20 protein-coding genes are annotated in these 22,358 nt (G+C 41.2%); 16 read left to right on the top strand and 4 right to left on the bottom strand.

Translation table 11 applies throughout. The features are described 5' to 3' along the window. Window positions 1–96 precede the first annotated feature (96 nt). From CD126_RS05335 to CD126_RS05290, 10 genes are all read left to right on the top strand, one after another. Window positions 97–1,719, top strand: coding sequence for a xylulokinase (locus tag CD126_RS05335; RefSeq protein WP_103370143.1), 1,623 nt, complete (start codon window positions 97–99; stop codon window positions 1,717–1,719). Then, window positions 1,719–2,999, top strand: a complete 1,281-nt coding sequence (locus CD126_RS05330) for an MFS transporter (protein WP_260979555.1) — start codon at window positions 1,719–1,721, stop codon at window positions 2,997–2,999. Before CD126_RS05335 ends, CD126_RS05330 begins: the two co-directional genes overlap by 1 nt. Beyond that, on the top strand, window positions 2,992–3,774 hold the full coding sequence (locus CD126_RS05325) for a glucose 1-dehydrogenase (protein ID WP_049407946.1): 783 nt from the start codon (window positions 2,992–2,994) through the stop codon (window positions 3,772–3,774). The genes CD126_RS05330 and CD126_RS05325 overlap by 8 nt, the downstream gene beginning before the upstream one ends. Before the next feature lie 254 nt (window positions 3,775–4,028). After that, window positions 4,029–5,747: an oligopeptide ABC transporter substrate-binding protein gene (gene opp4A, locus CD126_RS05320; RefSeq protein WP_049407943.1), complete on the top strand. Its 1,719-nt coding sequence runs from the start codon at window positions 4,029–4,031 to the stop codon at window positions 5,745–5,747. A 39-nt stretch (window positions 5,748–5,786) separates the two neighbouring features. Then, complete coding sequence (locus CD126_RS05315; RefSeq protein WP_049407941.1) at window positions 5,787–6,794, top strand: ABC transporter ATP-binding protein; 1,008 nt, start codon at window positions 5,787–5,789, stop codon at window positions 6,792–6,794. Then, window positions 6,787–7,776, top strand: a complete 990-nt coding sequence (locus tag CD126_RS05310; RefSeq protein WP_103370142.1) for an ABC transporter ATP-binding protein — start codon at window positions 6,787–6,789, stop codon at window positions 7,774–7,776. Before CD126_RS05315 ends, CD126_RS05310 begins: the two co-directional genes overlap by 8 nt. After that, window positions 7,773–8,735 carry an oligopeptide ABC transporter permease gene (opp4B, locus tag CD126_RS05305; protein WP_049405020.1) on the top strand — a complete coding sequence of 321 codons (963 nt, stop codon included), beginning with the start codon at window positions 7,773–7,775 and terminating at the stop codon, window positions 8,733–8,735. The genes CD126_RS05310 and opp4B overlap by 4 nt, the downstream gene beginning before the upstream one ends. Before the next feature lie 11 nt (window positions 8,736–8,746). Beyond that, window positions 8,747–9,640, top strand: coding sequence for an oligopeptide ABC transporter permease (gene opp4C, locus CD126_RS05300; protein ID WP_103370141.1), 894 nt, complete (start codon window positions 8,747–8,749; stop codon window positions 9,638–9,640). Window positions 9,641–9,896: 256 nt separating this feature from the next. Then, a complete protein-coding gene (locus CD126_RS05295) occupies window positions 9,897–11,249 on the top strand; it encodes an FAD-binding oxidoreductase (protein WP_103370140.1) in 1,353 nt (450 codons plus the stop codon). Then, window positions 11,242–12,546 carry a (Fe-S)-binding protein gene (locus tag CD126_RS05290; protein ID WP_049405025.1) on the top strand — a complete coding sequence of 435 codons (1,305 nt, stop codon included), beginning with the start codon at window positions 11,242–11,244 and terminating at the stop codon, window positions 12,544–12,546. The genes CD126_RS05295 and CD126_RS05290 overlap by 8 nt, the downstream gene beginning before the upstream one ends. A 78-nt stretch (window positions 12,547–12,624) precedes the next feature. Here the strand turns inward: CD126_RS05290 and CD126_RS05285 are convergent, their stop codons facing one another. Further along, window positions 12,625–13,506, bottom strand: a complete 882-nt coding sequence (locus tag CD126_RS05285; protein WP_103370139.1) for a helix-turn-helix transcriptional regulator — start codon at window positions 13,504–13,506, stop codon at window positions 12,625–12,627. 282 nt (window positions 13,507–13,788) lie between these two features. Between CD126_RS05285 and CD126_RS05280 the strand changes: the two genes are divergently transcribed. From CD126_RS05280 to CD126_RS05265, 4 genes are read left to right on the top strand one after another with little or no spacing between them, the layout of a single operon-like run. After that, window positions 13,789–13,992 carry a helix-turn-helix transcriptional regulator gene (locus CD126_RS05280; RefSeq protein ID WP_002471958.1) on the top strand — a complete coding sequence of 68 codons (204 nt, stop codon included), beginning with the start codon at window positions 13,789–13,791 and terminating at the stop codon, window positions 13,990–13,992. Next, on the top strand, window positions 13,989–14,711 hold the full coding sequence (locus tag CD126_RS05275; RefSeq protein ID WP_142381353.1) for a DUF3169 family protein: 723 nt from the start codon (window positions 13,989–13,991) through the stop codon (window positions 14,709–14,711). Before CD126_RS05280 ends, CD126_RS05275 begins: the two co-directional genes overlap by 4 nt. 15 nt (window positions 14,712–14,726) lie before the next feature. After that, window positions 14,727–15,569, top strand: coding sequence for an ABC transporter ATP-binding protein (locus CD126_RS05270; RefSeq protein ID WP_049405031.1), 843 nt, complete (start codon window positions 14,727–14,729; stop codon window positions 15,567–15,569). Further along, complete coding sequence (locus CD126_RS05265) at window positions 15,569–16,204, top strand: ABC-2 transporter permease (RefSeq protein ID WP_049405032.1); 636 nt, start codon at window positions 15,569–15,571, stop codon at window positions 16,202–16,204. The genes CD126_RS05270 and CD126_RS05265 overlap by 1 nt, the downstream gene beginning before the upstream one ends. 58 nt (window positions 16,205–16,262) lie before the next feature. On the opposite strand, the gene CD126_RS05260 is transcribed toward CD126_RS05265, so the two are convergent. From CD126_RS05260 to CD126_RS05250, 3 genes are all read right to left on the bottom strand, one after another. Further along, on the bottom strand, window positions 16,263–17,627 hold the full coding sequence (locus CD126_RS05260; RefSeq protein WP_049405033.1) for a glutamine synthetase family protein: 1,365 nt from the start codon (window positions 17,625–17,627) through the stop codon (window positions 16,263–16,265). 54 nt (window positions 17,628–17,681) lie between these two features. Beyond that, window positions 17,682–18,857: a M20 metallopeptidase family protein gene (locus CD126_RS05255; protein WP_049405034.1), complete on the bottom strand. Its 1,176-nt coding sequence runs from the start codon at window positions 18,855–18,857 to the stop codon at window positions 17,682–17,684. 125 nt (window positions 18,858–18,982) lie between these two features. After that, window positions 18,983–20,152, bottom strand: a complete 1,170-nt coding sequence (locus CD126_RS05250) for an amidohydrolase family protein (protein ID WP_049405035.1) — start codon at window positions 20,150–20,152, stop codon at window positions 18,983–18,985. Between the two features lie 166 nt (window positions 20,153–20,318). Here CD126_RS05250 and CD126_RS05245 point away from each other — a divergent pair, with 166 nt between their 5' ends. Continuing rightward, window positions 20,319–22,022 carry an ABC-ATPase domain-containing protein gene (locus tag CD126_RS05245; protein WP_049405037.1) on the top strand — a complete coding sequence of 568 codons (1,704 nt, stop codon included), beginning with the start codon at window positions 20,319–20,321 and terminating at the stop codon, window positions 22,020–22,022. 120 nt (window positions 22,023–22,142) lie between these two features. Continuing rightward, the coding region (locus tag CD126_RS12235) for a hypothetical protein (RefSeq protein ID WP_206168293.1) at window positions 22,143–22,358 on the top strand (216 nt) is incomplete at its 3' end.

The raw sequence follows: 22,358 nt of genomic DNA, 5'->3' as shown, positions 1-22,358 counted from the left end.
TCTTCAAATTTATTTCATTGACTGTGGCAACTATGTTGTAAGATAATTATTTTGTAAACGATTACATAATTTAAATACATATAGTGAGGTATTGAGATGACGACTTCTGAAATCAAGCAACTGATTGACGCAGGTCAGTTGTCTATTGGTATTGAATTTGGTTCTACGCGCATCAAGACTGTAGCGATAGACCCTGAATGTCGAACGATAGCTACAGGTTCGTTTGAGTGGGAGAATCAATTCAAACATGGTTACTGGACGTATTCAATGAACGATGTCTGGGTCGGCTTGCAGCGAAGCTACGCTGAGATGACCAATGCCATTAAAGATCAATACGATACGACAGTGAGACGCATTGCATCACTAGGTATCAGCGGAATGATGCATGGTTATCTCGTCTTTGATGAGCATGATGATTTACTCGTGCCGTTTCGAACTTGGCGTAATAACAATGCGAATGAAGCGGCAAGTATACTGCGAGAAGATTTCCAGGTGAATATCCCAGAGCGCTGGAGTATTGCGCAACTCTATCAATCCGCCATCGACAAAGAAGAACACGTATCACATGTCCGTTATATGACGACGCTGGCAGGGTACGTTCACTGGTATTTATCAGGTGAGCGCGTGCTTGGAATCGGTGACGCCTCAGGGATGTTTCCGATTGACAGCGAGACGTTGACTTACCGTTCGGATTTATTACAGCGCTTCAATACACATTTTCACGAAGCGGGATATACGCAACAGATTGAAGATATCTTACCTGAAGTGGTCGTGGCAGGTCAGTCTGCGGGACGTCTAACTGAGATAGGTGCCAAGCTGATTGATCCTCACGAAGAGCTTAAAGCAGGGTGTCCAATGTGTGCGCCCGAAGCAGATGCAGCAACCGGCATGGTCGCGACGAACAGTGTCGCACCTCGTACGGGGAACGTGTCAGCGGGTACGAGCATCTTCTCTATGATTGTGTTGGAGAAACAGATTCAGCAGCTCTATCCAGAGGTGGATATCGTCTCAACGCCAGATGGCTACGAGGTCGCGATGATTCACGCCAACAATTGCACGTCAGATATCAACGCATGGGTCGGCATCTTTGAAGAGTTACTTCAACGTTTAGGTGTGGATTATGATAAAAATAAGCTCTTCACAACCTTGTTTGAAAGCGCTTTAGAAGGAGATGACGATCTAGGCCAATTATTGTCCATCGGCTACGTTTCGGGTGAATTTATTACTGATGTCCCTCAAGGGTACCCGTTATTGCTTCGTTCGTTAGACAGCAACTTCAATCTCGCGAACTTTATGAAATCACAAATTTATAGTGCCTTTGCGACGCTTAAAATTGGCATCGATTTATTAAAAGAGAACGAACAGATTCAAATCGATTCCATGCTGGGTCACGGTGGCATTTTTACCACGAAAGAAGTGGCACAACGTTACATGGCGGCTGCACTCGAGAGTCCGGTTAGTGTCATGCAAACGGCGTCAGAAGGTGGCGCATGGGGGATCGCAGTGCTCGCGCGCTATCTCGTGGCAGAACACAAAGATTTAGCACAGTTCCTCAACGACTCAGCGTTCGAAGCGTCAGACGCCATCACGATTGAACCGACCGAAGCGGAAATTGAGAGTTTCCGAAACTATACAGAGCGCTTTAAAGCGGGAATGGAACTCGAGCACGTGGCAGATCAGCAGTTCAACTCAAATAAAGATAGAAAGCGGTATCAGTAGTGGGCAAGGATTTAAATACAAATAGTCAACGTCAGTTTCTAGGTTTACCGATGATCTTACTCTGGGGTTACGTCGCAGTAGCGATCTTCATGACTGGAGATGGCATTGAACAGGCCTTCCTATCGAAATACATTAGGATGCTTGGCTTTGACAGTGGGCAAGCAGGGAATGTCCTGACCGTTTATGGTTTCGTCGTGGCTATCGCATCTTGGATGTCCGGGGTGCTAGCTGAAATCTTTAGCCCACGTCGTGTGATGATCTTCGCCTTCATCATGTGGATCATCTTTCACGTCGGCTTTCTCGTTCTCGGTTTAGAACAACACAGCTATCCAATGATGCTCATCATGTATGGCATCCGTGGCCTCGCTTATCCGATGTTTATTTACAGTTTCGTCGTGTGGATTACATACTCTGCACCACGCTATAAACTTGCGTCGGCGATGGGCTGGTTCTGGGCGATGTACTCCATCGGTATCGGTGTGATTGGCACCTACCTACCGAGCTTCACAATTCCATGGCTCGGCTACATGGGCACATTGTGGTCATCGATTATCTTTATCTTCATCGGCGGTATGCTTGCGATGTTCTTGGTAAAAGACAAGCAGGGTGAGCAAAGTGAAGCGAAACAACTGACTAAAAAAGAAATGTTAGGTGAATTTGTCAAAGGGATTACGATATTGCGTAATCCTCAAGTGGCGATCGCTTGTCTCGTGCGAATCATTAACCAACTTTCACTCTTTGGTCTCGTGGTCTTTATGCCAAGTTTCTTTACAGACCACGTCGGTTTCTCGATGGCACAATGGCTGAGAATTTGGGGTGTCATGTACATTGTGACCATCTTTACGAACCTCTTCTGGGGTGTCGTAGGAGACAAGATTGGCTGGATTCGCCAAGTACGCTGGTTCGGCTGTATTGGTATGGCGCTATCGACTTTAGCATTCTACTACATCCCATTGTGGACTGGTCCAAACTTCTGGGTTGCCCTTATTGCAGCGGTTGTCTTCGGATTCGCCGTGGCAGCATTCGTGCCAATGTCAGCCATTTTCCCAACACTAGAGCCAGAGAATAAAGGTGCGGCAGTCTCTATTCACAACTTATCTGCCGGCCTTAGTAACTTTATGGGTCCATTGATTGCGAGAGCAGCCTTACCTTTAGGGGGCACACGTGCAGCAATCTGGGCGCTAGCGATATTCTACATTATCGGGTTTGTATTGACCTTCTTTATGAAAGTCCAACAACCTCGACAAACTATAGAGAGAAAGGTGTCAGAACATGACTAATATTATTGAACAATTTAAATTAAACGGTAAAGTAGCCATCGTCACAGGAGGTGCAATGGGCTTAGGTCAAGCTATGGCAGAAGCACTTGCCCAAGCAGGCGCAGACATCGTGATTGCCGATATCAACCTTCCACTCGCGAAGAAGACCGCGCAGAAGATTAGTGAGGCTGAAGGTGTGAAGACGACTGCGATTGAAACAGATGTAACAGACCCTGAAGCGGTCAATCAAATGGCGGACACAGTAGTAGAGGAGTACGGCAAGATTGATATCCTTGTGAACAACGCCGGCATGACTATCAACGAGAAAGCGGAGGAGATGTCTTACGAGAACTGGAAGAAAGTCATGGATTTAAACTTGAACGGTATCTTCCTAGTCGCTCAAACTGTAGGTAGAATTATGATCAAACAAGGCTACGGTTCAATCATCAATACGTCTTCTATGTCAGGTTTGATCGCAAATAAACCACAAGAACAATGTTCATACAACGCGTCTAAAGCAGGGGTTATTATGTTGACGAAAAGTCTAGCAATGGAATGGTCTAAATACGGTATTAAAGTCAATACCATTGCGCCAGGTTACATGAAGACCGAGTTAACAAAACCCTTCTTCGATGAAGGTGGTGCGATGATCGACGATTGGATGGGCTTCACACCAATGGGTCGTCCAGGTGCGCCACATGAACTTGGCGGTATCGTCGTTTATCTCGCATCCGATGCGTCTTCATTCGCACAAGGTAGCGTGTTTACGATCGATGGTGGTTATACAGCGTTGTAGGGAGTATAAGGAAGTCCATCGTCTGTGAGGGCGGTGGGCTTTGTTGATGGATTTCTATACTATAGTTATATGATTATTGGTAAAAGCTTCGAAAGTGAAGAACTTTCGGAGCTTTTTTATTATAAACGAGTGCGCTTTATTAAGTTAATTTTATTAAAGGTTGGTTAATGAAATATATTCCGTCAAACAGAAAAGTGTTGACATAATTGTGTGAAAATTGTAATAATATAGAAAAGTATACAGGGGGGATGTATATGAAGAAACGGTGGCGCTTAGCATTATTGAGTATGCTAAGCCTAATTTTAATTCTAAGTGGTTGTGGAAGGGGTGACCATGGCGAAGTTAAAGAAACAGATCATACTGCTAAGTCTAAATCTAAAGGTGGAACTTTAAACATAGGGATTTCTGAAGCGCCTGAAGGAGAGTTTCAATCTATTTTTGCGGGTTCAGCAGGTGATAGCGAAGTGATTGATTACTTTAATGATTCGCTCGTTGATTTCGATGATAACTTCAAGATTCAGCCTAAAATTCTTTCATGGAAATCACTCAATAAAGATAAGACTACATATGAGTTCACAATGAAAAAGGGGATTAAATGGCAAGATGGGAATCCATTGACGATTGATGATTGGATATTCACTTTAGAAACTTTAGCAGACCCTGACTATGACGGGCCAAGATATGATGGCGTTCAAGATGTTAAAGGTGCTGAGGAGAAACACGCAGGTAAAGCCAAATCAATCAGCGGCCTCCAAAAAATAGACGATTACACAGTAAGACTTACTTTTAGTAAACCACAGTCAAACAACTTAGAGAGACTCTGGATGAGTGCACCAATTAGTAAGAAAGTATTTGAACATATTCCAGTTAAAGATATGGGGAAATCGCCAGAAGTACGTAAGCATCCAATCGGCTTTGGACCATACAAAGTGAAACGTATTACGGATGGTGAATCAGTAGAGTTAGTAAGAAATAACGACTACTATCAAGGTAAACCAGGTTTGGACAAAATCAATTTACGTGTAGTAGAACAGACATCTTTGACTGAAGCCTTAGATAATGAAGAAATTGATATGGCTTCAGTATCACCGCCAATTGCTAAAGAAGTTAAAGATAACGGCAATAAAAATATGAAAATATTAAGATCACCAGGAACGGATTACGCAATTATCGGTTTTGTGCTCAATGATTATGACAAGACGAAGCAAAAAATCGGTAAAGAAAGACCTAAATATCAAAATAAGAAATTAAGACAAGCACTCACATATGCCATCAATAGAAAAGAATGGATTAATGCTTTTATGTACGGCTATGCGAAACCACTTGAAGGATTGGTTCCATCCGCGTTCTGGAATGGCGCTAAGAAAGGTGAGTTAAAAGATTATTCTTACGATCCGAAAAAAGCCAAGAAATTACTTGATGAAGCGGGATATAAAGATAGAGATGGAGACGGTTGGAGAGAAGATCCAGACGGTAAAAAGTTCGTCGTGAATTTAAAGCATTATGCAGGTTCCAATCCTACATTTGAACCACGAACTGCGGCGATTAAAGGATTCTGGGAAAACGTCGGAATCAAAACTAAGACGGATATGGTTGAATTTGGTAAATATAATGAGGATTTAGAAGATGCATCGAAAGATATGGAAGCTTATGTTCGTACTTGGACGGCAGGCGCCGATCCTGACCCTTCTGATTTATATAAATCCAATGCTTTATGGAATGAAGGACGTTATAACAACCCTAAAGCAGATAAGTTATTAGAAGAAGCGAAAGACCCTAAAGTTGTGGGGGATAGCCAAGAGAAACGTAAGAAGAAATATCTAGAATGGCAAAAGATTATGAACGAAGATGAACCTTATATTCCATTAGCCGAAATGGAGAGTATGACGGCTGTGAATAATCGCGTGAAGAACGTAAAGGTATCACTTAAAGGTTCAAATCCTATTTATGAATGGACGGTGGACGATAAATAAAAAGCCATTAATGACAGGGGATAAACAAGGGGGAATAGGATGGAACATTTATTAGAAGTTAAAAGTTTAAGCACGGGCTTTGAGATAAATAATCAATTCTATAACGCAATTTCAGACATTAATCTGACTCTGAGAAGAGGAGAAATTATGGGCATCGTTGGAGAGTCTGGTTCTGGGAAATCTGTTTTTAGTGCGTCGCTGTTGAAACTTTTACCAGAAAAAATAGCTAAGATTACAGAAGGTGAAGTTTGGTATAAAGGACAACGATTAGACCAAAGTTCAGCGGAAGAATTGAATAAGATTCGTGGAAAAGAATTGGCAATGATCTTTCAGGAACCGATGACCTCACTCAACCCAGTATTTACGATTGGTAATCAAATGATAGAAATGATGAGATTACATCTCAAAATTTCAAAAAAGGAAGCTAAATCACGTGCGATAGAACTACTTGAACAAGTAGGTATCCCTAGAGCAAATGAGGTAGTCAATCAATATCCACACCAACTCTCTGGTGGGATGAGACAACGTGTGATGATTGCGATGGCGATTTCATGTGAACCAAGTTTACTCATTGCAGACGAACCCACTACCGCTCTAGACGTTACGGTGCAAGCCCAGATATTAGATTTATTAAAGCAAGTTCAAGAGAAGAATGATATGGGCATTATCTTCATCTCTCATGACTTAGGGGTTATTGCAGAAATATGTGATTCAGTTGCTGTTATGTATGCGGGCGAAATTGTAGAGCGTGCGCCAGTTGAAGAATTATTCCGTGAGCCGAAGCACCCTTATACACAATTACTATTGAAAGCTATTCCTAAACTAGACGATAACAATAAGAAATTAGAGACAATCAAAGGTACCGTTCCTTCATTAACCGAACTTACTAGAGAGGGCTGTAGTTTCGCGAATAGATGTCCTTTCGCTATGCCAGAGTGTCAGAACGTTTCTTTAAAGACAATTTATCTCAATGAGAAACATCGTATTTCATGTCACTTATTTGATGAAGAAGTAATGAAGGGCAAGGGGGTGCCGAAACATGTCTAAAGATACGATTTTAGAAGTTAACGATTTGAAACAATACTATCCAATACGTGGGGGCGTTTTTCAACGCAAAGTAGGAGAAGTGAAAGCCGTTGATGGGGTATCTTTTAAAATAAAAAAAGGTGAGACTGTAGGGCTGGTAGGAGAATCTGGTTGTGGTAAATCCTCTGCAGGACGCACCATTCTACGTCTTCAAAATGCTACGTCAGGTGAAATTAAATTTTGCGGACAAGATATTACTAAAGCGAAAGGGAAGACATTGCGTGAAGCACGTAAAGGGTTCCAAATGGTCTTTCAAGATCCATATGCATCATTAAATCCTATGCAAATGGTGGGGGATATCGTCGGAGAACCAATACGTAATTATTATAAGAAGAAGCAAAAAGATATTAAGGATGAAGTGATAGAGTTACTCGAACGTGTAGGGCTAGACGAGACTGCGTATTACAAATATGCGCACGAATTCTCAGGGGGTCAGCGTCAACGTGTCGGTATTGCACGCGCATTAGCATTAAAGCCGAAGTTGATTATTGCAGATGAACCTGTAAGTGCATTAGATGTGTCCGTACAATCACAAGTGCTTAATATTATGGATGAGCTTCAAGAAGAGTTTGGACTCAGTTACTTATTTATTGCCCACGATTTAAGCGTAGTGAAACACGTGAGTGATTATATTTGTGTTATGTATTTAGGGCATATTGTGGAACAAGGGCCTGCAGAGGAAATTTATCGCAATCCTCAGCACCCTTATACACAATCGCTCATCTCAGCGATTCCTGAAATTGATCCATCTAAACGTAGAGAAAGAGTGATACTACAAGGAGACCTCCCTTCACCGAGTAATCCACCGAAAGGTTGTCCTTTCCATACGCGGTGTCCACTAGTTACTGAAGAATGTAAACAGGCACCGCCAGAATATAGAAAGATTAGTGATGGTCACGTCGCAGCTTGTATTCATTTGAAGGATGAGGTGAAGAAGGTATGACTACTTTAATTATACGTCGTGTGTTAATTATGATACCTATGCTCATATTGATGTCAGTCGTTATATTCTTTGTAGCTAAGATGCAACCTGGTGACGCATTTACAGGGCAAAAGAGACCTGGAATTTCAGCTGATTATTACAATGAGCAACGCGCAAAGTTAGGATTAGATCAACCGATTTATAAACAATATTTAACATGGGCGAACAACGTCGTTCATGGTGATTTAGGTGAATCTATTAAATATAAACGACCTATTATGGATTTAGTTAAAGAACGTATGACGAATACGATTATGTTAGGAACGATGAGTTTAATCATCACTTATTTAGTCGCATTTCCACTGGGGATTCTCTCGGGTCGTAAACCTTACTCACTATATGATTATGGTATACAATTTGCGAACTATTTAACCCTAGCCATTCCATCATTTGTTGCAGGGGTTTTTGCTATTTATATCTTCGGATTCCAACTCGGATGGTTCCCGTTCTCAGGTTCAGTTGCTATCGGAGTGGAGCCAGGAACGTTACCGTACTTTTTAAGTAAGGTGTATCATACTATTCTACCTGCGATTGTCTTAGGGTTACTTTCAATCGCGAGTTATATTCAATTCTTGCGCAACGATATCATAGAGAATTCGCGTAAGGACTATATTAGAACAGCCAGATCCAAGGGTCTGTCTGAATCTAAGATTTACAACAAACATATCTTACGTAATTCAATTATTCCTATCGTGACATTCTTTGGTGCAGATGTTGTATCCGTATTCGGTGGTGCTGTCATCATTGAAACAATCTTTTCATATCCAGGAATAGGGAAGTTACTGATTGAATCTATTAGTGGTAAAGATTATCCATTAATGATGGCCTTGTTATTATTCTTCTCATTCTTAGGTTTATTGGCAAACCTTATTTCTGATATAGCGTATAGTATTGTGGATCCAAGAATTAAGAGTAACTAAGGAGGGATAATATGGAGAATAAACATAAATCAAGAGGGGCTTCCCCCGTTCAAATTGCAATAAGAAAGTTTAGTCGCAATAAGATCGCAATGATTTCAGCTATTGTATTATTAACGATCTTTGTGTTGTCCTTACTCTCTCCTTTAATTGCACCACATGATCCCAATACGCAATATTTATCAACGATTAAAGGTCAGATGACAGGCACACATTGGTTAGGTACAGATTCTGGTGGTAGAGATATATTTAGTCGATTACTATTTGCTGGGCGCGTATCTTTACTATTTGGCCTCTTTACTACTATCGGGCTAATGATTATCGGTGTACTCATCGGTATGATTTCAGGGTACTACGGAGGATGGGTAGATACATTATTGATGCGTTTCACAGAGTTTGTGATGCTCTTCCCATTCATTCCATTTGCAGTAGTTCTTAATGCGACTTTCAGTGGTAAAATTGAAAGTAAATATGGTTCAGCTATAATATTAGCGCTTGTATTAATTGTGTTGTCTTGGGTCGGAGTCGCACGTGTCGTTCGTGGTAAGGTGATGCAAGAGAAAGAGAACGAATATTTCCTAGCAGCTCAATCTATAGGAACACCTGTATATAAGATACTCTTCAAACATCTTTTACCTAATATACTCAGCGTTATTATTGTACAAGCCACACTCATTTTTGCGGTTCAAATCGTGGCTGAAGCGGGCTTGAGTTTCTTAGGTTTCGGTATTGATAAGACCGTACCAACATGGGGGAATATGTTAACAGATGCGCAAGAGGGAGATATCTTACGAGGCAAACCATGGATTTGGATGCCACCTGCAGCGGCAATTACGATTACTATTCTGTGTATTAACTTTATAGGTGAGGGGTTAAAAGACGCCTTGAATCCGAAGTCCATTCGTTAAATTGCGAGAGTAGTAAAGCTGAAGGTTGATTATAGTGTTTAATAGATAGGTGAGTTAAGTAACTCGCTAATCATCAAGAGTGAGACAGAATAAATTTCAGTCTCACTCTTTCGTTTTTGAATAAGAGGTATGTTTAGTAAAATATAAGTAACATTTTATGCTTTTAGTATATAAATGAGTTTGATATGTGGGGGGATAACAATTGAATAGAAAAGAAGTAGAACATCGACTTCGAGAACGATTTGGAGAACGTCTCATGACCGATATTGCAGATTTAGTATCTTACGGTTATGATGGCTCGTTCGGTCAATACAATCCAGAATACGTCGTTCAAGTATTTTCAACAGCGGAAGTACAACATGTCGTTAAGCTTGCAAATGAGTTTGAAATTCCTGTTTATGCAAGAGGAGCGAGCACGAGTTTATCTGGTGGGGCATTACCAGTTAAAGGTGGCATCGTCATCGACTTCTCTCAATGGGAAGATTTAGAAATTTACCCAGAAGATTTATTGATTAAAGCGAGTCCAGGTGTACGTACGGATAAGATTCATCAACTTGCAGAGCAACGTAATCTGATGTATCCACCTGATCCATCTTCTTCAGTTGTCTGTACAATTGGCGGCAACTTGGCTGAGAATTCTGGAGGTCCTCGTGGAATTAAATATGGCGTAACCAAAGATTATGTCATTGGTTTAGAAGTCGTTATGGCAGATGGCGAAGTAATTCGTACTGGAGGACAAACGATTAAGAACGTCACAGGCTATGACTTAACGAAATTGCTCATCGGCTCGGAGGGCACATTAGGTATTATCACGGAGGCGACGTTACGTTTGATTCCTAAACCGATAGATACGAAGACAGCGATGATTATTTTTGACGACCTTTATACGGCAGGTAAGTCTATTTCACAAATACTGACTTCAGGGGTCCGTCCGTCTAAAATGGAAATTCTTGATCACAATGCCTTAAATAAGGTAGAGGATTATGCAGAATTAGATTTACCACGTGAAGCGGCAGCCATTTTACTCGTGGAAGTAGACGGAGAGCCTGACAACTTAGACAAAGAGTTGACAATCGTTCGTAAAGCCCTGAAAGAAATTGGTGTTGAAAATATTGAAATTGCTGAGTCTAAAGATGATGAAGCCAAACTATGGCAAGTGCGTAAACTCGTATCGCCTGCTGTTGTCGAAAGTGGTTATACTAAGATTTCTGAAGATGCGACGGTACCGTTGAGCAAGATTCCAGAAATGTTCAAGAAAATCGACGAAGTTAAAGAAAAGTATGGACTGAATATAGTTGTGTTCGGTCACGCTGGCGATGGGAACTTACACCCAACGATTAATACTAACATGCGTGATGACGATGAAGTTCGTCGTACAGAAGATGCGGTCGAAGAAATATTTAATTACGCAATTGAACTTGGAGGAACATTATCTGGAGAACACGGTATTGATATTATGAAAAAAGCATTCATGAAGAAAGAAGTTGGGGAACAAGGCATTCGCTATCAACAAATGATTAAACAAGCACTCGATCCTAAGAATATCTTAAATCCGGGTAAGATCTTTCCGGAAGAAGGAGAAGAAAGGTTAGTGTTGCGCAATGAGTAATCGTTTATTGAAGAAATTAGATTATGAAGCGACTTTCGATTGTGTTCAGTGTGGCTATTGTTTACCAGCTTGTCCTACGTATGTAGCCTTTGAGAAAGAGAAACACTCTCCTCGTGGGCGAATTAACTTGGTGAAAATGGCAGCAGAAGGTAAAGTTTCACTCGACGACATGCGCGAAAGTATCGATTTATGTCTCGGATGTCGCGCCTGTGAGACGGTTTGTCCAACAAATGTACAATACGGCGACATTCTAATGTCTGCAGTAGAAGTGTTGAACGAAGATGGCCAGTTAGGTAAGAAGCGTAAGACGGTTCAGAACTTGGCGTTTAAATATATTTTACCTAAAAAAGGGAGTGTGAAGACGCTTAACCATGCGATTTACTATTATGAAAAGACAGGGTTGAAAGCGTTCATTAATCGATTCCATTTACTTGGGAACAAAACAAAAATGGGTGAATTGAATCAAGCATTGCCAAATGTAAAGAAAGTGACTAAGCAACAAGAAGAAAATAGAAATAGTGAGCACATGGGGTCTCAAGGTAAATATGACCAACCTGTGATGCGCGTTGGCTTCTTTGAAGGTTGTATCATGGATGCTTTCTTCTCAAAAATTAATGATTTAGCAGTAGAAATTATGAAAAAGCATGGAGTTCAAGTTGAGAATATCTCAGGTCAAACGTGTTGTGGCGCTTTACAACATCATGCTGGAGAAACAGATCAAACAGTTGAGTTAGCAAAGAAAAATATTGCAGCGTTTGATGATGCAGATGTTGATTATGTCGTTAACACAATCGGTGGCTGTGGCGCGTCACTTAAAGAATACGATAAGTTATTTAAAGAAGGTAGCTATTGGCATCAGCGTGCGAAACGCTTTGTGAGCAAAGTAAGAGATATATCTGAGATTATGAATCGATTAGAGCTAGATATGTCAAATCCAGTTTCATATAAAGCAGTCTACCAACCGTCATGTCATTTAGAAAACGTTCAACAAGTCTTTCATTCACCGCAAGCTGTCTTAGAACAAGTGCCAAGTTTGAACGTGGTGGATATGGAAGGACAGTCACAATGTTGTGGATCAGCGGGGATTTACAATATTCTACATTATGATGAATCTATGAAAATTTTAGACAATAAGATGAGAAACGTTGAAGCAGCACATCCAAATTTAGTCATCACGTCTAACCCTGGCTGTCACATTCAAATGCAGTTAGGTGTCGAACGCGAAGGACTAAGCGATCAAATTGCTGTTAAACATATCGTGGAAGTTGTGGCGGAAGCGTGCGGAATAACTGCTTAGGTTACAATTTGATTAATAATAGAATGCCCTTTCTAAGTGAGCTGAAACTCGCTTAGAAAGGGCTTTGTTTAGTTAATATCATCTCTCATAATGCGCAATGATTTCTTTCATACGATCTAAGAACCCATTAATATACTTTGCTGGCCCAAGAATACGCACATGTGGTGTGTGCTGATAGGCGATATAATACGCATCAAGCTCTGTCACAGCCAAATCAATAATTAAATAATCATTATGAGATGATGGACGTTCATCGATGACAGTATAAATTTCACATAAACTGCTCTTAATATCTTTGTGCACTTCAAGGGTAACAACATCTCGCGCATAACATTGCTTAAACTGCAAATCCGTAAATTCCACCTGATCAATTTTACGCACATCCACGCTCTTCAGAGAGTCATTCTCCTCATATGTGAGCCAATAATTGTAGTTCATGTAAATCAGCGAATGAGGCACAATCGTACTCTTGCTTTGGTCTGTGAAAGTCACATCGATCAGCACGCCTTCACGGATAGCCGTTTGAATCGTCATCAACTGTTTACCAGGCAGCACTTCACCTTCTCGCGGTTTAAAATGATTGATGACATCTTGAATCGTATTTGCATCTTCAATTCGTGAACCTTGCTTCAATTTCTCAAAAAGCTTAATGACATTCGTATGTAAATAAGGCGTTAAGCTCTTAATCTGCAACAATACGCCCAATACGGCATAACTATCATAGGTGAATGTGTAATTATCGAGATAATAATACGTGCCTTCTGAACCACGTTTATGTTTAATTTCTGTATCAGTTGCATGCCATTCGTCGCTTTGGTAAAAGAATAAATTGATATCTTTAACATCACGTTGTAGTGTTTTGGCGCCTTTACCTGTCTGTTCAACGAATTCCTGTACTGTAATTGTCTTACCGTTAATGAGTTTTAGAAAAATATATAAAATACGTTCTGTTCGGTTCATAAATTTCAACTCCTGTAATTAGTATATAGCCAGAAATGGACAAATATTGTCTTTTTAGAAGAGGAAATTTGTGAAATTGATAGAACAATCATCTTGAGGAGCTGCAAAAAGCTAACGTCGAGCAACATCCTTGTCACCGTTACATCCTTTTAGTAGAAACGAAGCCACTTAGCACGACCTTGATATCAACTATCGAATGACTACTATATGTTTCTTTTTGACAACTATACTTGTCAAAATGACTAAAGTATTATATATTATGAACTAAGGAGTTGAGGGAAATTGCGCAATCGACTTAAAGAATTACGTGCTCGAGATGGCTATAATCAAACGCAACTTGCTAGAAAAGCAGGAATTTCTAGACAAACGGTCTCTTTGATTGAACGAAACGACTTCATGCCATCCATTCTAACTGCAGTGAGAATCGCACGTATATTTAACGAACCAGTAGAAGATATCTTTATATTTGAGGAGGACGAATTGTGAAGGTCGGAAGATACATAGGTTTATTGATACTTGGTGGAATTGTGGGTGGAATTGTAGGCCTAATTATAGGGTGGGGCGAAGACATCAATATTAGTGAATTTTTGTTTTTTGCTAATCTTAGTAATTCTATTATTATTACTGCTATTTCACTAATTATAATTTTGATTTTAGGAATATTTGCCTTTAAATATGCACGTAATGCATATTTTTATAAAAAAGCATTAGAGAAAGATATTAGTGAAGATAATGTAGATACATATGAACAAAAAAGTAGTATTCATTTTATAGAAGCTCAAAAGTTACTGTTAGCTAGCTATGGTATCGCATTTTTAAATTTATTTATTATTGTACTAGGACACGGTTCCATAGAAGTTTATTTTATCGCACTTATACCATTTTTTGTCGTAGTTATTTGGGGAACGATTAATGGTGTTTATGCACGTAAATTAGATTCTCGAATGCCTAAAGTTGGAGACAAGAATTATACAGAAAAGCGTTTAAGTGTGATGGACGAAGGTGAACGTCATATTACATTGAAATCTCTTTTTAAAGTTAACGCGGTTACACTTTCCTTAGTAATAGTTGGAATCTTATTTTTATACTTCTATTCAATGGCAACAGGCGACAACCAAAGCATTGGCATGCTCGTATTAATCATTATTTTCATCTATAACTCACTAACTTATACTTTCAAAGTTGCGAAATACTATAAAAACTAAGAAAGGGAGAATATAATGGACTATTTATTAAATGTGAAAGATCTCAATAAATCTTATAAAGATAGTGAATTCACATTATCTGGCCTTAACTTAACGATTCGACCAGGAGAGGTGGTCGGATTAGTAGGGAAGAACGGTTCAGGTAAATCTACGTTGATCAACACGCTTGTCGGGAATCGTTTTCCAAGCTCAGGAGAAATAGAATTCTTTGATCAGAAAGTGACCTCTGAAAACGAGCAGTATAAAGAATATTTAGGCGTCGTATTCGATGATTTGCGTGTGCCTCATAAGTTAGATATTAAGCACATTGAGAAGGCATTTTCACATATTTATCAAACATGGGATAGCGATAAATTTAACGAATTAATTCAACAATTCGAGTTACCAACCAATCGCCCGGTCAAAGACTTCTCACGAGGAATGAAGATGAAAGTTGCGATATCAATGGCGCTCGCACATGATAGTCGTCTGCTTATCCTCGACGAAGCGACTGCAGGGATGGATGTCTCAGGTCGTGAAGAGGTGCTTGATATATTAGAAGATTATATAGGTGAGAACAATGGCATTATGATTTCTTCTCATATTTCAGAAGATATTGAGACGATTGCGACGAAACTTGTCTTTATGAGAGATGGTCGAATCATTTTAACTGAAGAAAAAGAGAAGTTGCTACAACGATACGGTATCGTGCGTCAACCGGTAGAGGAGTTCTACGTGCCGAACCAAGTGCTCGTTGCGTCAAGAGGATACCGTGGAGAACGCATTTCTCTAGTGAATGATTATACACAAGTAGAGGGTGCGGAATCTCTAAACTCAATCGATGATGCGACAAAAATCTTGATGCGAGGTGAAATCTAATGAAAGGTGTATTTCTAACAAATTTCTATGCGACGAAAAAGCAATTTATTATGTATTTGATTATCGGTATTATTATGTCATTAGTTTTTTCATTCATTAATCCAATGATGGGATGCTTTATGCCAATGGTTCTTCTGTTGAACCCGGCATCTGATAATATTAAGCATGAGAAAGAATCGCATTGGATGTACTACGTATCAACACTTCCAAACGGACGAAAAGGTTACGTTAATTCATACTTTATTTTTGTTCTTATTGCCGTAGTGATTGGTTTAATTATTGGTATGATTGCTATCTTAATCTTACAACAGAGCCTAACCCTTGCTTTACTCGCTATTTTATTTGGTTTAGGGTCAGTAGGTATTTACTCTTTAATTTTTCCGTTTACTTTTAAATTTGGTCCAGAAAATTCAAATTCAATTTTAATGACGGTTACGTTTGTATTGTTAATCGCATTCTTCGCGATTTACTTCTTAACGATTCAACCTGCCTTTATGAAAGCAGGTAGCTTCACTGGCGTTGTGCATGATACGACTGCATTAACTAGCGTCATTGGTTTCGGTATCTTTGGGATTATTATGTTGTTTATATCATACTTTTCTTCCCTATCCATTTTTAAAAATCAAGAACTCTAAAACAAGAAGAAATCCAGCCAGTGCCTCACGCATTGACTGGATTTTCTGTATTTCTTCCTTAGAATATCTTCGAAATGCTCTCTAATTCCCAACCACTAATGTGCTGCGTATATTTCTTCCATTCGCTCCGCTTCACATTCATAAACTCTTTCCAAATCGATTGACCGATTGTTTCTCCTAACACCGCATCTTTCTCAATCGTTTGAACCGCTTCTAATAAATCACGTGGCACCCATTCAATGCCATGTTCTTTTAACTGCTCATCATCAAACTCAGCTACGTCTTCTTGCATTGGGTCACCTGGATCAATTTTATTCTGAATACCATCGAGACCTGCCGCTAATAAGCATGTAGACAGTAAGTAAGGGTTACAAGAGCCGTCAGCGCCACGGAACTCAAAGCGACGTGCACGACGAACTTCAGGCACACGAACGAGTACAGAACGGTTCGCATCACCATAACATACATGTGCAGGTGCCCAAGAACCTGGCTGCATACGCTTGTAAGAGTTGAACGTTGGGGCGCCAATGCCGACGAGTGAGCGACCATGCTTCAACAAGCCGCCGATAAAGTAATACGCGTTCTGAGATAACTGCAAGCCGCGCTTATCGTCTGGATCTTCGAATAAGTTGTTACCGTCTTCGTCATATAAGCTAATATGGACATGTAAGCCGCTTCCTGGCTGATCCTCAAACGGTTTCGCCATCAACGTACCTAGCATGTCATGTTGACGCGCGATTTGCTTAAATAAATGCGTAAATGTCACTTGGTCATCTGTCGCTTTCAACGCATCCGCATACTTCAAGTTTACCTCAAGTTGACCTGGACCATATTCACTGGAAATTTGTTCTGTCGTTACGCCCATTGTCTCTAAAGCATGGACGAATGATTGAACGAAACTATCTTGAATATCGACCCCATCTGTTGAGAAACAATGTGATTGGTCAGCTGGAAGGATGTTGCCTTTCTCATCTGTATCCAATAGATACGCTTCTTGTTCATAGGCCATGTTCAACTTGCCGCCTAATAACTTTTCTACTTTTTCCAACAAACGTTTTAAAGCATTACGTGGACAACCTTCCCATGGTTCACCATTCACATCGTATAGGTCACAGAGCATACGAGCAGTCTTCTCCCGGAAAGGAACGACCGCATACGTATCAGGGTCTGGAATCGCGAAGAAGTCCCCATCGTTAGAACCATACGCGCCACCTTCGATAAACTCATCGAACATGTCAAAGCTCATAATCGCCGTACTGAAGTTAACGCCGTCTTCCATCGCTGCACGCAAGTTGTCGTTGCGAATCGTACGCCCACGCGTCACTCCTGTGTAGTCGAGAAACTCCATACGGATAAATTCAATATTGTCGTCTTGTACTCGATCTAGAACTTGTTGAATCTTGTCATTCTGATTATTTACCATAGTTATCGCCTCCTTAAATCGTGTCGAAGTGCTGAGTTACGGAATACAAATCAGTTAGTGCAACATATCCAATGCATATTGCGTAAAGATCTTCGCGCCATAAATGATGGCTTCTTCATTAAATTTAAACTGCGGGTGGTGTAAATCGTAGGTTGTCTCGTGCGCTTCGCTAATTCCTAGACGGAAATAGGTGCTCGGCAGTTGTTCAGAGTAGTAACCGAAATCGTCGGCTCCCATCGACGGTTGACCAAGGTCGATGATGTTGTCCTCGCCGACAATCTGACTGGCACTGCGCTCGAGCTGATCAGTAATTTCGTCGTCATTAATCACAGGTGGATGGCCATTGATGTACTCGATATCGACGCTGCCGCCAAAGCGTTCAGCAGTCTCTTTTACTAATCGGGTAAAATGCGCTTCAATCTCTTGTCGCATCTCGTGGTCAACAGTACGCACAGAGCCTTCTACTACCACTTCATCTGCAATCGAGTTGTTGGATTGTCCACCTTCAACTTTACCTACGTGAATGAGGTGAGGTTTCACTGGATCAAGCACGCGTGTTTCGAGAAACTTGAGTGCTTGAACAATTTCGTGCGTAATCGCTAAAGCATCGATTCCTTCATAAGGTCGTGCCGCGTGTCCACCTTTACCGTGGACTTTGAGTACGAAGTCATCGCACGAAGCGGTTACTGGCCCCTTGATAGTCCCAATCGTACCGAGTGGGAGTTTCGGCCACACGTGTAGCGCGATGATATTCTCAATCTGTGGATCAGTCAGTACACCAGCCTGTATCAATTGTTCAGCAGCGCCATCTGCTTCTTCGCCAGGTTGAAAAATGCAGCGTACTGAACCTTTCAGTTGATCACGGTGTTGCCACAAATGATAGACCGCACCTAACAGAATCGTCGTGTGACCATCGTGTCCGCAGGCGTGCATGACACCTTCATTTTGAGAAGGGAAGTCGACATCCGATTTCTCTGTAATGGGAAGGGCATCAATGTCGGCACGTAAGGCGATGTGTTGACCCTCTTTAGAACCTTCGATATCGACATAGAGTCCGGTATCAGTAATGGTTTGATATGGAATGTTCCAGTCATCTAGCACCTTTGCGATGTATTGTTGTGTTTCATGTTCTTGGAATGATAGTTCGGGATGTTGGTGTAAATGTTTGCGAATCTCAAATAACTTATCATTCAATTCGTCTTTCCAAGACCACTTTACAGGTTGCGTCATCTTCTCACTCCTTTTAGTTGAATTGTGTTGCTTAGTGGGGAGAGCGTTCTCTTTTTTTATGATAGTAAAATGTTCATGTATGTCAGGCGCCCCGTCCTTTTACCACTCTCGAAAGTGATACTCGCCTATGCGTCACTACAAGCAGTAATCGCATCTTGATAAACGCGTTCGAAGTTACGGTACAGCACCATCTCACCAATCTCTTGCGCCATGTGCTCGTCCATATAGTCGCGTTCGACCCACGTCTCTAAGACCTCGGTCAAATCTTGGCGGAACAATTTCGCCGCTAACCAGTTCATCTCTGGCGCGCTGAAACAGTCTGAGCCGAACATCACTTTGTCGAACGGCGCGAACTCGAAGACGGTAGAAAGAATCCGTTTCGCTCCGTGTCCCGCGAACGGAATCTGAAGTGAGATGTCCATATAGACGTTAGGCAAGATGCTCGTGATAAACGCCGCTTCCTCCATCCACGGATAACCGCCATGCACGAAATGGACTTTCGTCTGGCTGTACTTCGGCGTACGTAACATATCAATCAACAAACTTGGACTCGCTTTCGGTAAGACGACTTCGCCATCGCCCACACCAGTATGGATATGCATCACTTTGTCCGTTTCTGTACATGCTTCCATCGCCAAATGCATACAGTAGTCACGCAACGGTTTCACAGCTGCACGCGTGTCATTGCGGAACGTAGCGTAAGCATCTGCCGCTTTGTCTTCATCTTTCGGCAGCACTTCTAGACCACTGCGGTAAGCGATGATCGATTTCAGACCCACAACATCAGGTCGTTGCAAGGTTTGTAGTAAATCGTCGTAGTAGGCTTGTTTGAATTCGGTAAAAGTCTGACATTGCGCGCCGTAATGTTCCATCACGGGTTCAATGCGATAAATTTCAAAGGTGTGAAAGCCTGCCGTTTGTTCAGAGTCTGCTTTCGGAATATGGGGCACGGGATAGCCGTAATCGACAATCATGCCAGTAATATTCGCATCTTGATACAAACTTTGAGTGTAGTTGGCATAATCTTCAGCGTGTTGATTACGCGCTTCCACTACAGCCTCGATATGTGGTTCACATTGGAAGAATTGAGCCAAGCGTCGAATAGTGAGTTGTAAATACATATTCATGCCCGGAACAATGCCATTCTCTGAAATATCTTGTTTGGTAAACATATCGGGGATGACTGAAAGTGATAATGTATTCAAGAAACTTTCTACGGTGTGTGGCTTCTCAGGTGCGACAAATGGATGGCAATGAACATCCACAGCCGGTACCTGTTGAAGATTGATGGACATAATAACACTTCCTTTGTAATCGTTTACAAAAAGAGTACTTAAAATTTACCGTTAAGTCAAATAATTCTGAAATTTTATCTTTAAAAACAGTCAATGGCGTGAAGTTTCCTAGCCCACGAGAGTTGGGTAAACAATCAATAAGATAATTGAGACGAGGAGGATGCTGTTGAAGACTGCGAAAGATTTGAAACAACTGTTACATTCAATAGATGGAGGTAAGTATGGCGCGTATAAGCGTTTGAATGGTAATCACTACCGTTTCGATGATTTCACCTTTGTCGTGGAACATGTGCAAGCGGATCCGTTTGCCCCGCCCAGTAAAGTGCGTGTACTTATGGATCGTGAAATGGCGGGGATTCCAGACGACTTGCTCGATACACATGATAAAGTCGTAGCGGTTACTGACTTCTTAACACGTACGTTTGGTCAAGAAATTAACCGTGCGCAGAAAGGTGCGAAAGGATCTAAAGGCAAGATGGTGATTGATCGCTGTGGCCAAGAGATTCTCGACCGTTCTGCCGTACAAATCGATGACAAAGAGATTGAAGTGCGTTTCGAGATTGGCATGCCAGCTGCAGGTCGTAAGATTTTAGGTAAAAAGGCTGCGACCATCATGATCGATCACATGCCGAATGTCGTTGAGCAAGCCGTAATGTATCGCAATTTAGATCAAGGTCGCTTGAAAGAACAAGTGGAACTTTACCTCAACCAGCAATTTATTCGTGAAGAGTTAGACCGTCGTGATCTCGTCGCATTTGTAGGTAATGAGGCGATACTTCCACGTAAAAATGGCGTGTCTGACTTACCACTGCAAGACGCAGTGCCTTTTACCAGCCCGGAAAGTTATGAGATCACACTCGACTTGCCATATGGTGGCCAACTGACAGGAATGGGTATCCCGGTTGGTATTACGCTCATCGTCGGTGGTGGTTTCCACGGTAAATCGACGTTGCTTGAAGCGCTTGAAATTGGCGTTTATAACCATATTGCACAAGATGGTCGTGAGTTCGTCATCACACGTGCGGATGGCATGAAGATTCGTGCCGAAGACGGTCGTAGCGTGGAGAAAGTGAATATCACGCCGTTTATTGATAATCTGCCAGGTAAAAAGGACACGGCACATTTCTCTACGACGAATGCGAGTGGTAGTACATCTCAAGCGGCGAATACGATGGAAACGCTCGAAGCGGGATCATCACTACTCCTTATTGACGAAGATACGACAGCGACAAACTTTATGATCCGCGACGACCGCATGCAGAAATTGATAGCTCCGGAGAAAGAGCCGATTACGCCGTTCGCTAGTAAGGTCAAACCACTTTATGACGACTATCAAGTATCGACAATTCTCATCGTCGGCGGTTCTGGTGACTACTTCGATGTCGCCGACCAAGTCTTTATGATGGATGAGTATGAATTGAAAGATGTCACAGACGACGCGAAGGCAATTGCGCAAGCACCAGAATATCAACGCGATGATATTTCAGATCGCGAATTTGGTGACATTCCACAACGCGTACCGTCGAAAGGAAGCTTTAACAAGAAAGGTAAAGATAGCCGTCTGAAAGCGAAAGGTAAGCATGCGATTATGTATGGTAAAGAGCCGATTGACATTTCAGGTTTGGAACAACTCGCTGACCCGAGTCAGACCAACTGCATCGCAATGATGTTGGATTACTATCAACATCAGTTGGCAGGGCGTAAGATGAGTATCGTTGAAGTGGCTGATACGATTTATAGTAAAATTGCTGAAGAAGGTTTCGATGCCATTGCGCCGAAGAACCGATATCCAGGTGACTTAGCCCTACCACGTAAACAAGAATTCATCGCAACAATCAATCGCTATCGTGGATTGAATATAGAAGAATAATTATGTGAGCCCCACGGTCAAGTTAAGGTTGGCTGTGGGGTTCTATTTGTGGATTGAGATTTATATTTATGTAGTTTACTCTTTATTTAAATAGTATATAGTAAGGAGAAATAAGGAAATATGAAAGAATTACTAGAAAACTTAACAAACAATGGATTTTGGCCTACTGTTGTAATCTTTATAATAGGGTTAATGAAAAGTATATATGATAAAACTTCTGGACAACAAATCAGTAAAATATCTTCAGTTTTTGTTATTTTTTACATAAATCTTTTTGTATATATGATTTTAGCACTTATATATGTAGAATCTGTACTCCTAGTCAATAAATATACC

Source organism: Staphylococcus pettenkoferi (genome assembly GCF_002902685.1).
GTDB lineage: Bacteria > Bacillota > Bacilli > Staphylococcales > Staphylococcaceae > Staphylococcus > Staphylococcus pettenkoferi.
This window is presented reverse-complemented; position numbering and strand designations above follow the sequence as displayed.